The 13,737-nt window shown below is 63.3% G+C and carries 13 protein-coding genes; 6 read left to right on the forward strand and 7 right to left on the reverse strand.

The window, feature by feature from the left end; all coding sequences use genetic code 11:
- Positions 1 to 3: 3 nt before the first annotated feature.
- The 6 genes from FEV53_RS01670 to FEV53_RS01695 all read right to left on the reverse strand — a co-directional run bounded on the left by FEV53_RS01670 (position 4) and on the right by FEV53_RS01695 (position 6,074).
- A complete protein-coding gene (locus FEV53_RS01670) occupies positions 4 to 999 on the reverse strand; it encodes a 1-phosphofructokinase family hexose kinase (protein ID WP_142833083.1) in 996 nt (331 codons plus the stop codon).
- 45 nt (positions 1,000 to 1,044) lie between these two features.
- Entirely contained in the window at positions 1,045 to 2,244 is a 1,200-nt protein-coding gene (locus FEV53_RS01675) for a lytic murein transglycosylase (RefSeq protein WP_142833084.1), read from the reverse strand.
- Between the two features lie 151 nt (positions 2,245 to 2,395).
- Positions 2,396 to 3,550 carry an ABC transporter permease gene (locus FEV53_RS01680; RefSeq protein WP_142833085.1) on the reverse strand — a complete coding sequence of 385 codons (1,155 nt, stop codon included), beginning with the start codon at positions 3,548 to 3,550 and terminating at the stop codon, positions 2,396 to 2,398.
- Positions 3,551 to 4,771 (reverse strand): ABC transporter permease, encoded by a 1,221-nt coding sequence (locus FEV53_RS01685; RefSeq protein ID WP_142833086.1) that lies wholly within the window; start codon positions 4,769 to 4,771, stop codon positions 3,551 to 3,553.
- A gap of 3 nt (positions 4,772 to 4,774) precedes the next feature.
- Complete coding sequence (locus FEV53_RS01690; protein ID WP_142833087.1) at positions 4,775 to 5,752, reverse strand: HlyD family secretion protein; 978 nt, start codon at positions 5,750 to 5,752, stop codon at positions 4,775 to 4,777.
- A gap of 103 nt (positions 5,753 to 5,855) precedes the next feature.
- The gene (locus FEV53_RS01695; RefSeq protein WP_142833088.1) at positions 5,856 to 6,074 is read right to left on the reverse strand and encodes a hypothetical protein; all 219 of its coding nucleotides are present in this window, start codon (positions 6,072 to 6,074) and stop codon (positions 5,856 to 5,858) included.
- 68 nt (positions 6,075 to 6,142) lie between these two features.
- Between FEV53_RS01695 and FEV53_RS01700 the strand changes: the two genes are divergently transcribed.
- The 6 genes from FEV53_RS01700 to FEV53_RS01725 all read left to right on the forward strand — a co-directional run bounded on the left by FEV53_RS01700 (position 6,143) and on the right by FEV53_RS01725 (position 12,450).
- Positions 6,143 to 7,708 carry an ABC transporter substrate-binding protein gene (locus FEV53_RS01700; protein ID WP_142833089.1) on the forward strand — a complete coding sequence of 522 codons (1,566 nt, stop codon included), beginning with the start codon at positions 6,143 to 6,145 and terminating at the stop codon, positions 7,706 to 7,708.
- A gap of 116 nt (positions 7,709 to 7,824) precedes the next feature.
- The gene (locus FEV53_RS01705) at positions 7,825 to 8,832 is read left to right on the forward strand and encodes an ABC transporter permease subunit (protein WP_142833090.1); all 1,008 of its coding nucleotides are present in this window, start codon (positions 7,825 to 7,827) and stop codon (positions 8,830 to 8,832) included.
- A 1-nt stretch (position 8,833) separates the two neighbouring features.
- Positions 8,834 to 9,739 (forward strand): ABC transporter permease subunit, encoded by a 906-nt coding sequence (locus tag FEV53_RS01710; RefSeq protein WP_142833091.1) that lies wholly within the window; start codon positions 8,834 to 8,836, stop codon positions 9,737 to 9,739.
- Between the two features lie 4 nt (positions 9,740 to 9,743).
- Positions 9,744 to 10,721, forward strand: coding sequence for an ABC transporter ATP-binding protein (locus FEV53_RS01715; RefSeq protein ID WP_142833092.1), 978 nt, complete (start codon positions 9,744 to 9,746; stop codon positions 10,719 to 10,721).
- Positions 10,718 to 11,671, forward strand: a complete 954-nt coding sequence (locus FEV53_RS01720; protein WP_142833093.1) for an ABC transporter ATP-binding protein — start codon at positions 10,718 to 10,720, stop codon at positions 11,669 to 11,671. The genes FEV53_RS01715 and FEV53_RS01720 overlap by 4 nt, the downstream gene beginning before the upstream one ends.
- A gap of 98 nt (positions 11,672 to 11,769) precedes the next feature.
- Complete coding sequence (locus tag FEV53_RS01725) at positions 11,770 to 12,450, forward strand: type 1 glutamine amidotransferase domain-containing protein (RefSeq protein ID WP_142833094.1); 681 nt, start codon at positions 11,770 to 11,772, stop codon at positions 12,448 to 12,450.
- Between the two features lie 37 nt (positions 12,451 to 12,487).
- Here the strand turns inward: FEV53_RS01725 and FEV53_RS01730 are convergent, their stop codons facing one another.
- Complete coding sequence (locus tag FEV53_RS01730) at positions 12,488 to 13,675, reverse strand: CaiB/BaiF CoA transferase family protein (protein WP_142833095.1); 1,188 nt, start codon at positions 13,673 to 13,675, stop codon at positions 12,488 to 12,490.
- Between the last annotated feature and the right edge of the window lie 62 nt (positions 13,676 to 13,737).

Here is a 13,737-nt window from a genome sequence, read left to right on the forward strand (position 1 = left end):
GGCTCAGACGCTGGCGGGCACGTCGGTAATCTTTTCGAGGGTGCAGAGCGGTCGCAGACGCTCCACATCTTCGGGGTCACAGAGCTTCGTGCCCGGCGTGGTCACCGCCGCAGCGGCTGCAGCCGTGCCCCATTGCAGCGCCTCGGCGGAGGTCGCCCCCGTAGCCAGCGCGTAGGTCAGCGTGCCGAGGAAGCTGTCCCCTGCGCCGACTGTGCTCAGGACATCGACCTTGGCCGCATGCGCGAACCAGATCCCATCCGCTTCGGCCAACAAGTTGCCTTCGGCCCCGCGCCCGATCACCACACGATTTGCCACCCCCCGGGCGATCAGCTCACCGGCGAAAGCCGCCGTATCGGCGCGGGTGGGAAGGGGATGCCCCGCAGCATCTTCGGCTTCGACCCCGTCGAAGCGGAGGATCTCGGGCCGCGCTGACGGATCCACCGAGGGGTGGGTGACGAGCCAGGACAAAGGCGCGCCTGAGGTGTCCACCACGAGGCGGACGCGATTGGGTGCCAATGCCTCGGCGAGGCGGCAGGTGAAATCTGCCTCGGTCCCAAGCGGTTGCGAGCCGGAGATCACCACGAAATCGCCCTCAGCGGCTTCTTCACTGACCGCCGCGATGGCGTGCAGGAATTCGGAGGGCTTCAGCGCCGGACCCGGCAGCATGAAGCGGAACTGTTCTCCGGTGGACAAGTCCCGCACAGACAGGCTGGTGCGGGTCTCGCCGGCGATGGGAATGATCCGGGTGGAGATGCCCTCTTGCTGAAGCGCCGTGATGAGCCGCATGCCCGTCGCCCCACCCAACGCCACAAACGCCGTCGTCTCGGCCCCCAGCCTGTTCACCATCCGGCTCACATTGATCCCGCCACCGCCGGGATCGAGGCTGGGCTCAGCACAGCGCAGCTTTTCACCGGGGCGCAGATGGGGTGTCTGGGTCGACAGATCGAGCGCCGGGTTCAGCGTGATGGTCAGGATGGCGGGGAGCGAAGGACTGAGCATGTCGGAACGCTATTCAGCCCGCGCGTTGCCTGCAAGCATCCTCTGTCAAAGGGCGTCCAACAGCGCCCGCGTTGGCCAGGCATCCACCGGCAGTCCGAGACGGTCCTGCTCGGCCCGGACAGCCGCCCGGGTCCCGGCTCCGAGGATACCGTCGATCTCACCGACATCATGGCCGCGCGCCGCGAGTTTGCTCTGCAATGCTTTCATCTCCTCGCCTGAGAGCGGCGGCGTCGGGGTGCCCGCGTCGAAGACCGGCGCCCCCTCCAGTCGCGTGGCGAAATAGGCGGCGGTCAGCACGTAGGTAAAGGACTGATTCCACTCAAAGAGTACCGAAAAGTTCGGGTAGGCGAGGAAGGCAGGTCCCCCCTGCCCCTGCGGCAGAATCACCGAGGCGGGCAGATCGGGCCGCAGAAACGACCCGCCGCGCGGACTGACACCCAGCGCCGCCCACTCCCCGGCAGGCCGACTGGTCTGCAAGCCCGTTTCAGCGACCGGCATATCCGGGGAAAGGGTGACCTCCTGCAACCAAGGCTCGTTCGGCTGCCAACCCAGCGACCGCAGCAGATTCGCGCCGGAGAACAGGGAGTCGGAGACAGAGGTTTTCAGCCGCACGTGCCCGTCCCCATCGCCGTCGACACCGTTGGCGATGATGTCCTTCGGCAGCATCTGAACCATCCCGATTTCCCCGGCCCAGGCGCCTGTGGTCGTCTGGGGGTCCAGATCGCCTTTTTCATACAGAGACAACGCGGCGAGAATTTGCGGCTGGAACAGCTCCGGGCGGCGGCAATCATGGCCCAGGGTCATCAGCGAATTCACCGTGTTGAAGTCCCCCTGATAGGATCCGTAATCCGTCTCAAAGGCCCAGAAGGCCAGCAGGATGCCGCGCGGGATACCATACGCGGCCTCGATCGTGTCGAAGATTTTGGCGTGGTCCCGGCTGTTCGCCAGCCCCCTCTGGAGGCGATCGTCGCTGATCAGACGGCGCGCAAAATCAGTGAAGGGCAAGGTGAACACCCCTTGCTTCTGGTCTGCCGCGAGTGTCCCGGGATCCTGAGCCGCCGCCTGAAAGAAAATCGCAGCCTTGTCGGAAACCGCACCCCGCTCGATGGCGGCGGTCATCAACGTCTCTTTGAACTCTGTAAAGCTCCCGCCGCAGGGGACGATCAACTCGCCCTCTTCGGTCGGGGCGGCAGCGAGAGGGCTGGCAAGTGTGAGCGTCAACAGGCTGACAAGGGCGCGGCGCATGACGTGTCTCCGTGTGTCGTTTGCCACCGCTGTACAGTCAATTTCCGGCGCTCGACAATCACAGTTCCGCGTGGTGGCGGCGCGGCGCCAGCCTGTCGGAATATGGTGTCCCGCGCGTCTTCGCCGCTGTGATCAGAAACGTCAGATCCACTCAGCCTGAGCTTGCGTCCGCCGCCCTTCTTTTGTCCCGGCGGTCGATGGCGATGACGGCGAGCAGATAATACACCGCACTCAGCGCGACGAGAATCATGATCTGCTGGCTCACATCCTTCAACTCGGCGCCCATCTGGTTGACCCGCACAGTAGCGTCGATGCCGGTCGAAGAGGGGACGGCCTTGATCAACAACCGGAACGCATCGGGCATCACCTCGGCAGGATAGGGGATGCCCGCAATGAAAAAGAACGGCATCCCGAGGCAGTTGCAGGCCATCTGCACCGCGAGGGGCTTCTTGAAGATGGCGGCAAAGATCAGGCCGAGCGCGGCGATGGACAGGGCATAGGGCACCGCGATGAGCATTCCCGCCCAGAACCCGCCGATCCGGGGAACGCCGTAGACCGCCGGAACCACTGTCGTCGCCATGAAGTACAGGAACACCGCCGGGACGGAGTAGGACATGAGCTTGGCCGTGGTCTTGGCGAAAGCGTTGATCTCGCTGACGCTCTCATTCTGCCGCGGGAAGGTGTTCAGAAAGCCGACCCCCATGAGCAGGATCTGTTGCAGGATCAGCAAAAACGCCGCCGGGACGACATAGGTGTTGTAGCCCTTGGCCGGGTTGTAGACGCTGACGAAATTCGCGGTGATCGGAGCCGCGACGGCTGTGGCGCTGCTGCCAAAGCCCATTTCCGCTAGCCTCACCACCGAGGTCTCAACTCCTGTCTTCTGCGCGGCGGATGACACGGCGGCGAAGGCCTGACTGTAGACGAGGAAGAACGCCGCATCTCCGTAAAAGGCCAGCGGCGATTGCTGGCCGCCGAGCAGACGCTCCTCGAATTTCTCGGGAAAGTAGACGTAGCCGGTGATTTTCCGCTCGAACAGGGCGCGCTTGGCGGCTGTCACGTCAGGCAGTTTCATCACGACCTCGGCATCGGCAGACGCGTCGATGTCGCGTGTGATCTGTCGCGTCACCGAGGTGTCGTCCAGATCCACCACACCGATGGGCGCGTCACGCAGAACCTGCGTGGTGTAGGGCTGCGGGTAATAGGCGCCGTAGAGGATGATCGTGCCGACAAAGACGGCGAGGATGAGCTTTTCCTCGACGATCTTGCGCCACTCATCCTTCATGATCCGGAACATAGCGGAAAACATCTACGCCTCCCCCGGCTGCCCGGCGGGCGCTGTCGTCTCAGCCTCCTCCTCACTGTCCTTTGACCGGCGCAGGTGGAGGGCGAGGAGGATGGCAATGATCAGGGTGATGATCGCGATATAGATCAGTTGCTCGCGGAAGGCGGGCATCGAGAATTCGACCGGCGCGCCCCGCAGGGTCTGGTCGAAACGCACGGGAATATGGGCTTTACCCGGGATGACATAGCTAAAGCCGAGGGAAAACCCGCTCATGGCCTCACGGGGGAACGAGACTCCCAGATAGCCAAAGGCCGGGGCGAGGATCATGCCCGTGGGCGCGAGGGCAGAGTCGCTTTTCAGGAGCACTGCCCAGAAGACGCCGAAGAGCTGCGCTGCGATAATGAACAGCAGCGTCGAGGCCAGAAGGAGGCCGCCGGAGCCTTCGAGGGGCAGGTCGTAGACGCTGAACATAATCGCGTCGCAGATTCCGTAGACCAAGCAACTGAACACAAAGATGATGAGCTGTTTGGCGAGGATCACCTGGAACACGCCATTGCCCATACGGCGGACGACACGGAGTTTCGGGTCAATCGCCATGTCGAGGATGATGGTCAGCGCCGCTGCCAGTGCGATGGTCAGTTCCAGCACCGCGACGATGATCCCGGCCAGGATAAAGTGACTATAGTCGAAGGCCGGGTTGAACAGAGCGTGCGACTGGATCGGGATGGGATTGACCGCCGCTGCGGCCTGTTTCGTGGTCATGCCCTTGGACAGGCGGGCCAGCCCCTGCGCCTCCAGTGCGAGCGCAGGCAGGACTTCCTGAAACGCCTTGGCCACCTGATTGCCCGCCGACAGCATCTGGGTGTTGTAGAACAAGGTCATCTCGGGCTGGCGGCCCATCATGATGTCGCGACTGAAATGTTCGGGGATGACAATGACACCGTAGACCGTACCGCCGCGGATGTTTCGCTTGGCTTCGTTCAGGTCATAGACTTTCGTGACGATTTCGACTGTGGGCGAGGCATCGATCCGCGTGGAAATGGTGCGCGAAAGTTGCGTGTTGTCGTTGTCCAGCACCGCAATCGGCAGTGAGGTCGCAACGCCGTGCCAGAAAGATACGGCGAGAAACGCGAACATGCCCAGCGGAATGTAGGTCGCCAGGGCCCACAGCACCTTACGGCGCCAGAACCAGCGCCACTCCCGGCGCAGGATCAGCCCGAAGCCTGTCCGCTGCGTCGTCTTCATGGCTTATTCCGTCGACGGGAGCTGGACGATGGCACTCATCCCGGGACGCAAGCCATCGACCTTGCCGGTCGGCTCGGCCCGGACCTCGAAGGTCCGCAGGTCGAAGTCCCCGGTCGCACGCGTAGCCCGCCAGGTGGCGAACTGGCCCAGAACGTTGATGACCGTCACCTCGACATCCACCATGAGGTTATTCAGCGCAGGCACCTGCACCTGATAACTCTGGCCGATCTCCACTCCGTTCAGAAAGTCCTCCCGGATGTTGAAGGTGAACCACAGATTTTCCATGTCGATCAGCGATATCAGCGGCGCTCCGGCCGAAAAGTTCTCGCCTACCTCGGCAATTTTCGCCGTGACCAGCCCATCCACCGGGGACACCACCGTCAGTTCTTCAATCATGGTCCGGGTCGCCTCAAGTGCGGCCTGAGCCTGATCAATGCGCTGCTGTGCCAGATCGCGCTCGGCCTGCGTGGCGCCGGTCGTGGTGCGCACCAGCCGTGCCTTGGTCGCGGCGACGCCCCGGACCGAGGCATCCCGATCCCGGATCGCGATATCCAGCGTTTCCTGCGAGGTCACATTGGTTTTCCGCAGTTCCTGTGCACGCTGAAGCTCGCGTTCCTTCAGGTCCAGATCGGCCTGAGCGGCGAAGACATCGGCCTCGGCGATGGCGATATCTTCCTCACGCACTTCGATCACCCTCTGGTAATCGGCCTTGGCCACCTCGACGGCCGCCTGATCCGTTTCTTCCCGGGCCTGAAGCTCCGGCGAGGCCAACCGGACCACCAGATCGCCCGTGGCAACGCTGTCACCCAACTCCACGGCAATAGTCTCCACGCGGCCAGACGCCCGCGCCGAGATGTCGTAGCGATCCGCGGAAACCTCACCCTGAATGATCAGCGGGGGCGGACGTGTGATCCACCACAGGCCGACGGCAACCGCCGCAACGATGATGATGAGTAAGACCGCCTTTAGAAACGATGACATCTTCGGACCTTCACCAGTATATTCCCTTCGATCGGCGCGATCCCAACAGATTACGCCTCGCACCGGACCTGCGACACTGTGTCAGATCCGAACGGTACGCAAGCTAGCCCGCCATCTGGCTTTGCCCAGTCACAGATCGCGCGGAACTGCCGTTATTGGGGCGCATGAGCTGCCAGACGCGGCGGATTTGGAGATCCGAGGCCACCACGAAGGTGACGCCATCCCCCAAATCTCCGCAATCACAACCGAAGCTCAGGACAGGTAAATGACGCCACGGATGGCCGTAATCTGAGGACTTGCCACTGTCCCGGTCGGGTGACATGCTCTGAACCTGCATCTTTTCATGCAGATATCCGGACAGACGATCCGGACCATAACAGGGAGAGAAGAATGAAATTTCGTACCACACTTGCGGCTTCGGCCCTTGCGCTGGGCCTTGCGGGTGGCGCCTCGGCGCAGACGCTTGTCTATTGCTCCGAGGGCAGCCCCGAAGGTTTTGACGCCGCGCTTTATACCTCCGGCACGACCTTCGACGCCTCATCGAAGACCGTCTATAACCGCCTCGTCGAGTTCGACACCGGCACCACCAACGTGGTTCCCGGCCTCGCCGAGAGCTGGGACGTCTCCGAAGACGGCCTGACCGTGACCTTCAAACTGCGCGAAGGCGTCAAGTTCCACTCGAACGACATGTTCACGCCCAGCCGCGATTTTAACGCCGATGACGTGATCTACACCTTCGAGCGCCAGCGCGGCGAAGGCTCCTGGGAATATTTCAACGGCATGTCGATGCATGAGCTGATCGGCTCCATCGAAAAGGTTGACGACCTGACCGTACAGTTCAATCTGACCCGCGCCGAAGCGCCGATCATCGCCAATATGGCGATGGATTTCGCGTCCATCGTGTCGAAGGAATATGCCGACGCCATGGAAGCGGCTGGCACCCCCGAAATGTTGAACCAGAAGCCCGTCGGCACCGGTCCGTTTGTCTTCCAGGATTACCAGACCGACGCCGTGATCCGGTATACCAAGAACGCCGAGTACTGGGATGAGGGCCTGCCCAAGGTCGACAATCTGGTCTTTGCCATCACGCCCGACGCCTCCGTCCGTCTGCAGCGTCTGCAGGCCGGTGAGTGTCACGTGATGCCCTACCCGAATCCCGCCGACGTGGACTCCATCAAGTCGAATGACGACCTGAAGATGCTGGAACAGGAAGGCCTGAACGTGGGCTATCTGGCCTATAACACTCAGGTCGCGCCCTTCGACAATCCGAAGGTTCGCAAGGCCCTGAACATGGCCATTGATAAGCAAGCCATCATCGACGTGGTATTCCAGGGTGCGGCGAAAATCGCCAAGAACCCGATCCCACCGACGATTTGGTCCTACGACGAAGACACGGTGGATGACGCGCATGATCCCGAGGCCGCCAAGGCGATGCTGGCCGAGGAAGGTGTCGAGGATCTGACGCTGAAGATCTGGGCGATGCCAGTGCAGCGTCCCTACAACCCCAACGCCCGCCGCATGGCCGAGCTGATGCAGGAGGACTTCTCCGAGATTGGCGTGAACGTGGAAATCGTGTCCTACGAGTGGGGCGAGTATCTGGAGCGCTCCAAGGAGATGGATCGTGACGGCGCCGTTCTGCTGGGCTGGACCGGTGACAATGGCGATCCGGACAACTTCCTCGCGGTTCTGCTGGGCTGTGACGGCGTCGGCGGCTCGAACCGCGCCCAGTGGTGCAACGAGGACTTCGACAAGGTCGTGCAGGAAGCCAAGACCAAGTCAAGCCAGGACGAGCGCGCCGCCCTCTACAAAGAGGCTCAGGCGATCTTCAAGGATCAGGCCCCGTGGGCGACCATCGCGCACTCGATCGTCTTCATGCCGGTCCGCGCCGAGGTCGAAGGCTACAAGATCGACCCGCTTGGCGGCCACTGGTTCTGGGACGTGTCCCTCGCCCAGTAATCCGCGACCATGGGATGCCCGGGCCTGACCCGGGCATCTCCCCCTGCTGCCGCAACCGGACCGCCCATCGGCAGGAACCGGACTGCGGCGCCTGAACCCGATAAGGTCCCCCGCCCATGCTGAAATTCGCCCTCTCCCGTCTGGGCACGTTTATTCCCACCTTCATCGGCGTTGCGCTCATTTCCTTCGCCTTCATCCGCGTTCTGCCCGGCGATCCGATCATCGTCATGGCAGGCGAACGGGGGGTCAGCCCCGAGCGTTACGAGGAATTGCGCCAGCAGTACGGTTTTGACCAGCCGATCTGGGTGCAGTTCTGGGACTATATGACCGGCATCCTGCAAGGCGACCTCGGGCAGAGCTTCGTCACCAACCGCCCGGTATGGGACGAGTTTTTCACTCTGTTCCCGGCGACGCTCGAACTTTCGCTCTGCGCCATCATCATCGCCACCGCCATCGGCATCCCCGCAGGCGTCATCGCGGCGGTGAACCGGGGCAAATTCTTTGACCGCGCGCTCATGTCCACCGCGCTGATCGGCTATTCGATGCCGATCTTCTGGTGGGCGCTGCTGCTGATCATCGTCTTCTCCGGCAACCTCGGATGGACTCCGGTCTCGGGACGCATCGGATTGCTCTACTTCTTCGACACACCCACCGGCTTCATGCTGATCGATAGCGCCATGTCCGGTCAGGACGGCGCTTTTGGCAGCGCAGTCCGGCACTTGATCCTACCCTCCATCGTGCTGGCCACGGTGCCGCTGGCGGTGATCGCGCGCCAGACCCGCTCGGCCATGCTCGAAGTCCTCAGCGAGGATTACATCCGCACCGCCAAGGCCAAGGGCCTCTCCACCGCCCGCGTCAACGGCGTCCACGCACTCCGCAACGCGCTGATCCCGGTGATCACGGTGATTGGCCTGTCGGTCGGCACCCTGCTGGCGGGCGCGATCCTGACCGAGACGATTTTCTCCTGGCCCGGCATTGGCAAGTGGATGGTCGATTCGATCTCCCGCCGTGACTACCCTGTTGTGCAGGGCGGCCTCCTGCTCATCGCCGTGATCGTGATGATCGTGAACCTGATCGTGGATATTCTCTACGGCCTCATCAATCCCAAGATCCGGAAGCGCTGAGATGACCGACACAACCTCCGAGCTCGCCAGCACCACGACCGCCCGCCCGGGCCGGTTCCGCGAATTCTGGTCCTCCTTTTCGGAAAACCGGGGCGCCGTGATCGGCTTCTACGTCTTCATCGCGTTTCTTCTGGTCGCGATCTTCGCCCCCCTGCTGGCGCCCTATGACCCGACCCAGCAGTTCCGCGAAGCCACACTGCAACCGCCCGTCTGGCAAGACGGCGGCACATGGCAATTCATCCTCGGCACCGACGCAGTGGGCCGCGACATGCTCTCGCGCCTGATCCATGGCGCGCGCTATTCCTTTTTTGTCGGCATCGTCGTCGTGGTGCTGGCCGCAACCGGTGGCATCATCCTCGGCCTCGTCGCGGGGTTTGCGCCGAAATGGCTTGATACGCTGATCATGCGCCTGATGGACATCGTGCTGGCCTTTCCCTCGCTGCTGCTGGCCCTCGTATTGGTGGCCATCCTCGGGCCGTCGCTGCTGAATGCGATGATTGCCATCGCCATCGTGCTCCAGCCCCATTATGTGCGCCTGACCCGCGCCAGCGTGATGTCGGAGAGGTCGAAGGACTACGTGATCGCCAGTCGCGTGGCCGGGGCGGGCCGGCTGCGGCAGATGTTCATCACCGTACTGCCCAATTGCCTGGCGCCGATCATCGTTCAGGCGGCGCTCTCCTTTTCCTCCGCGATCCTCGACGCCGCCGCGCTCGGCTTTCTCGGGATGGGTGCCCAGCCGCCGACGCCGGAATGGGGCACCATGCTGGCCGATGCGCGGGAGTTCGTGCTGCGCGCGTGGTGGGTGGTCACCCTTCCCGGCATCGCCATCCTGATCACCGTGCTGGCGATCAATCTGATGGGCGACGGCCTGCGCGATGCGCTCGATCCGAAACTGAAGCGGAGCTGAGACCATGAGCCTTTTGACCATCCGCAATCTCTCGGTCTCCTTCGCCACGTCCTCGGGCCAGTTCCGCGCCGTGGACGGGGTCGATGTGGACGTGAATCCGGGCGAGATCCTTGCCATCGTCGGCGAATCCGGCTCCGGCAAATCCGTCTCAATGCTGGCCACGATGGGCCTGCTTCCGTGGACCGCCACCATCACTGCCGACCAGATGAGCTTTGACGGGCGTGACCTGCGCACCATCAGCGCCAAGGAGCGCCGCAAGATCGTCGGCAATGAACTGGCGATGATCTTTCAGGAGCCCATGTCCTCGCTGAACCCGTGTTTCACCGTGGGCTTCCAGATCCGGGAGGCGCTGCGCAAGCATACCAGCCTCAGCGCCCGCGAGCGGCACGCCCGCTGCGTGGAGCTGTTCGAGATGGTGGGCATCCCCGACCCGGAAAAGCGGCTGAAAACCTTCCCGCACCAGATGTCGGGCGGCATGAATCAGCGGGTGATGATCGCCATGGCCATCGCATGCAAACCACGCCTGCTGATCGCCGACGAGCCCACCACGGCGCTTGACGTAACCATTCAGGCGCAGATCCTCGACCTGCTCACCGGGCTCCAGCGCGAGACTGGTATGGGGCTGATCCTGATCACCCACGATATGGGGGTGGTTGCCGAAACCGCCGAGCGCGTTTCGGTGCAATATGCAGGCCAGAAAGTCGAGGACCAGACGGTGCAGGGGCTCTTTGAGACGCCGCATCACCCCTATACCTCGGCGCTGCTCTCCGCCCTGCCCGAGCGCGCGACGGAGAAACACCTGCCCACGATTCCCGGTGTCGTTCCGGGTCAGCATGACCGCCCGGCGGGCTGTTTGTTCTCGCCGCGCTGCAAATTCGCCGATGACACCTGCCGCCAGACCCCGCCTCCGGTGCAATCCGCCGCCCTCGGCCACGCGCGCTGTCACTACCCGCTCACCACACCTGAGGAGGTCTCCGCATGAGCCCCGTTCTCGAAGCCAACGAGCTCGGCCGCGACTATGAGGTCGGCGGCGGCCTGTTTTCGAAACCCGGGGTCGTGCGCGCCGTCGCGGGGACATCCTTTACCGTCGAGGCGGGTAAGACACTGGCCGTCGTGGGTGAATCCGGTTGCGGCAAATCCACGCTGGCGCGGATGATCACCATGATCGAGGCACCCAGCGCCGGAAGCTTGCGCATCGACGGCACCGAGGTCACGCCCGAACGCTGGCCCGAGCTGCGCACCGATGTGCAGATCGTGTTTCAGGATCCCTATGGCTCGCTGAACCTGCGTCAGAAGGTCGGCCAGATCCTCGAAGAACCTCTGAAGATCAACCGCAAGGAGCTCTCCCCCGCCGACCGGCAGGCAAAGGCGCGCGAGATGATGCGGCTGGTGGGCCTGCGCGAAGAGCATTACGACCGCTACCCGCACATGTTCTCGGGCGGTCAGCGCCAGCGGATCGCGGTGGCCCGCGCCCTGATGCTGGAGCCGAAGCTGCTGGTGCTCGACGAGCCCGTCTCCGCCCTCGACCTGTCGATTCAGAGTCAGATCCTGAACCTGCTCAATGACTTGCAGGAACGCCTGAACCTCGCCTACCTGTTCATCAGCCACGACCTGTCGGTGGTTCATCACGTGGCCGACGACATTCTGGTGATGTATCTGGGGCGGCCGGTCGAATATGGCAGCCGCGATGCGGTGTTCAACAGCCCGCGCCATCCCTATACGAAGGCGCTAATCTCCGCGACGCCCACCGCCGACCCGACGAAGCGCCGCCAGCGGATCAAATTGCAGGGCGAGCTGCCCTCGCCTCTTGCCGTCCCTCCCGGCTGTGCCTTCGCGCCGCGCTGTTGGAAGGCGCAGGACAAATGCCGCGCCGAGCGGCCTCAGATGACAGGCGAGGCGCAACCGGCGGCGTGTTTTTTCCCGGAAAGCTAAGCGACGCAGCGTCAGGTTCTGGACGCGGGGCAAACCCTCCCTAGATCACTCTGGGAAAGGCGGGGCGCTTTGCCCGGCAGACTTACCGGAGAAATTCCATGTCGAAGATTCTGATCATCTCTACCGCACATTCTGAAATGGGTGACACCGGCGAGAAAACCGGCCTGTGGCTCGAAGAGCTCGCCGCTCCCTATTACGCCCTTAAGGACGGCGGGCACGATGTGACCGTTGCGACGCTGGGTGGCAAAACGATCCCGATCGACCCCAACTCGGACCCCGAGCAGAACGATGCGGGCGAGGCTGCCGAGCGCTTCGCCAAGGACGCAGATGCCATGGCGATCCTGAACGCCCCCGCAGTGCTCGCGGAGCAGGATTTGGCGACCTATGACGCCGTGTTCGTCCCCGGCGGCCACGGCGTCGTCTGGGATCTGGCGGACAGCGACGAGGTAGCTGATCTGCTCTCCCGCGCCTGGAAAGCCGACAAGATCATCGCGTCGGTTTGCCACGGCCCCGGCGCGCTGGTGGGCGTCGAAGTCGATGGCGCGCCGCTTGTCCGCGGCAAGGCCGTTTCCGCATTTACCAACAGCGAAGAAGAGACCACGGGCCTGACCGGCGTGGTACCGTTCCTTTTGGAAACTCGCCTGCGCGAACTTGGCGCGGATTTGCGCAAGGGTCCCGATTTCAAGCCCCACGCGGTGCGGGATGGCCGTCTCATAACCGGCCAGAACCCGCAATCCTCGGTTAAGGTCGCGGAACTGCTGATCGACGCGCTGCAATAACGCGCCGGCGGACCCGGGCCGCGCGTCCCGGGTCCACCTACTCCCCCTCGGGCAAGTCCCGCAGCACCGCGTCAGTGTCCTGCCCAAAGCGTGGTGGCGCATTGCGATAGCTGACAGGCGTCGCAGAGAACTTCAGCGGATTGCCCACCACCGGGACCGGCCCGGTCTGCGACTCCATTTCGACCCTCATACCCCTCGCAGCCACCTGATCGGTGGCGAAAACCTCCGCCATATCGTTCACCGGTCCGACCGTGATCCCACGCACCTCCAGCGCCTCGATCACCTCAGCGACCGTCAGGCACTTTAGCCTCGGTTCGATTTCTGCCTCCAGCATCGCACGGTTCTCGACCCGCGCCGGATTGGTGGCAAAGCGCGGATCATCGGCCCAGCCCGGTTGCCCCAGCCAGTCCGCAAAGCGCAGGAACTGCCGATCGTTCCCCACGGCGATAATCGCGTACCCATCGGAGCAGGCATAGACGTTATAGGGCACGATATTCGGATGGGCGTTGCCCTTGCGCCGGGGGACCTCGCCGCCGATCAGGTAGTTGCTCGCCTGATTGATCATCCACGCGATCTGGCTATCCACCAGCGCCAGCTCAACATGCTGGCCCTGCCCGGTCCGGTCCCGATGGCGCAGGGCGGCAAGGATACCGGTGGAGGCATAGAGCCCGCAGACCACGTCCGCCACGGCCACGCCAACCTTGGCCGGAGGACCGTCTGCGTCACCGGTGAGCGACATGATCCCGCCATAGCCCTGCGCCATCAGGTCATAGCCCGGCTTGTCGCGGTTCGGGCCCGTCTGGCCGAACCCTGAGATCGAGCAGTAGACCAGTCCCGGATAGGCCGCGCAGAGGGTCTCCGCATCGAGCCCGTATTTCGCCAGTCCGCCGGGTTTGAAATTCTCCACGAGGATATCCGCCTGCGCCGCCAGCCGCCGGATCTGCGCGGCCCCCTCTTCGCTGGCGATATCGATGGCGACCGACAGCTTGTTACGGTTCACGCAGACGAAATAAGCCGACAGATCCGTAGGCACACCGTCGGCATCCATGACGAACGGCGGACCCCATTTGCGCGTGTCGTCGCCACCTGTAGCGGGGTTCTCGACTTTGATCACCTTTGCCCCCAGATCGCCCAGGAGTTGGGTGCAGGTCGGCCCGGCGAGGATGCGGGTCAGGTCGAGCACCGTGACACCGGCCAGCGGGCCAATGGGTTCTGTAGGGGTCATAGGCGATCTCCTGAGACTGTCGTTGCGCCAGAGAATGCCGCCCTGATCCGGGCTTGACCAGT

Origin of the sequence: Palleronia caenipelagi, assembly GCF_007004065.1 — a bacterium.
Classification (GTDB): domain Bacteria; phylum Pseudomonadota; class Alphaproteobacteria; order Rhodobacterales; family Rhodobacteraceae; genus Palleronia; species Palleronia caenipelagi.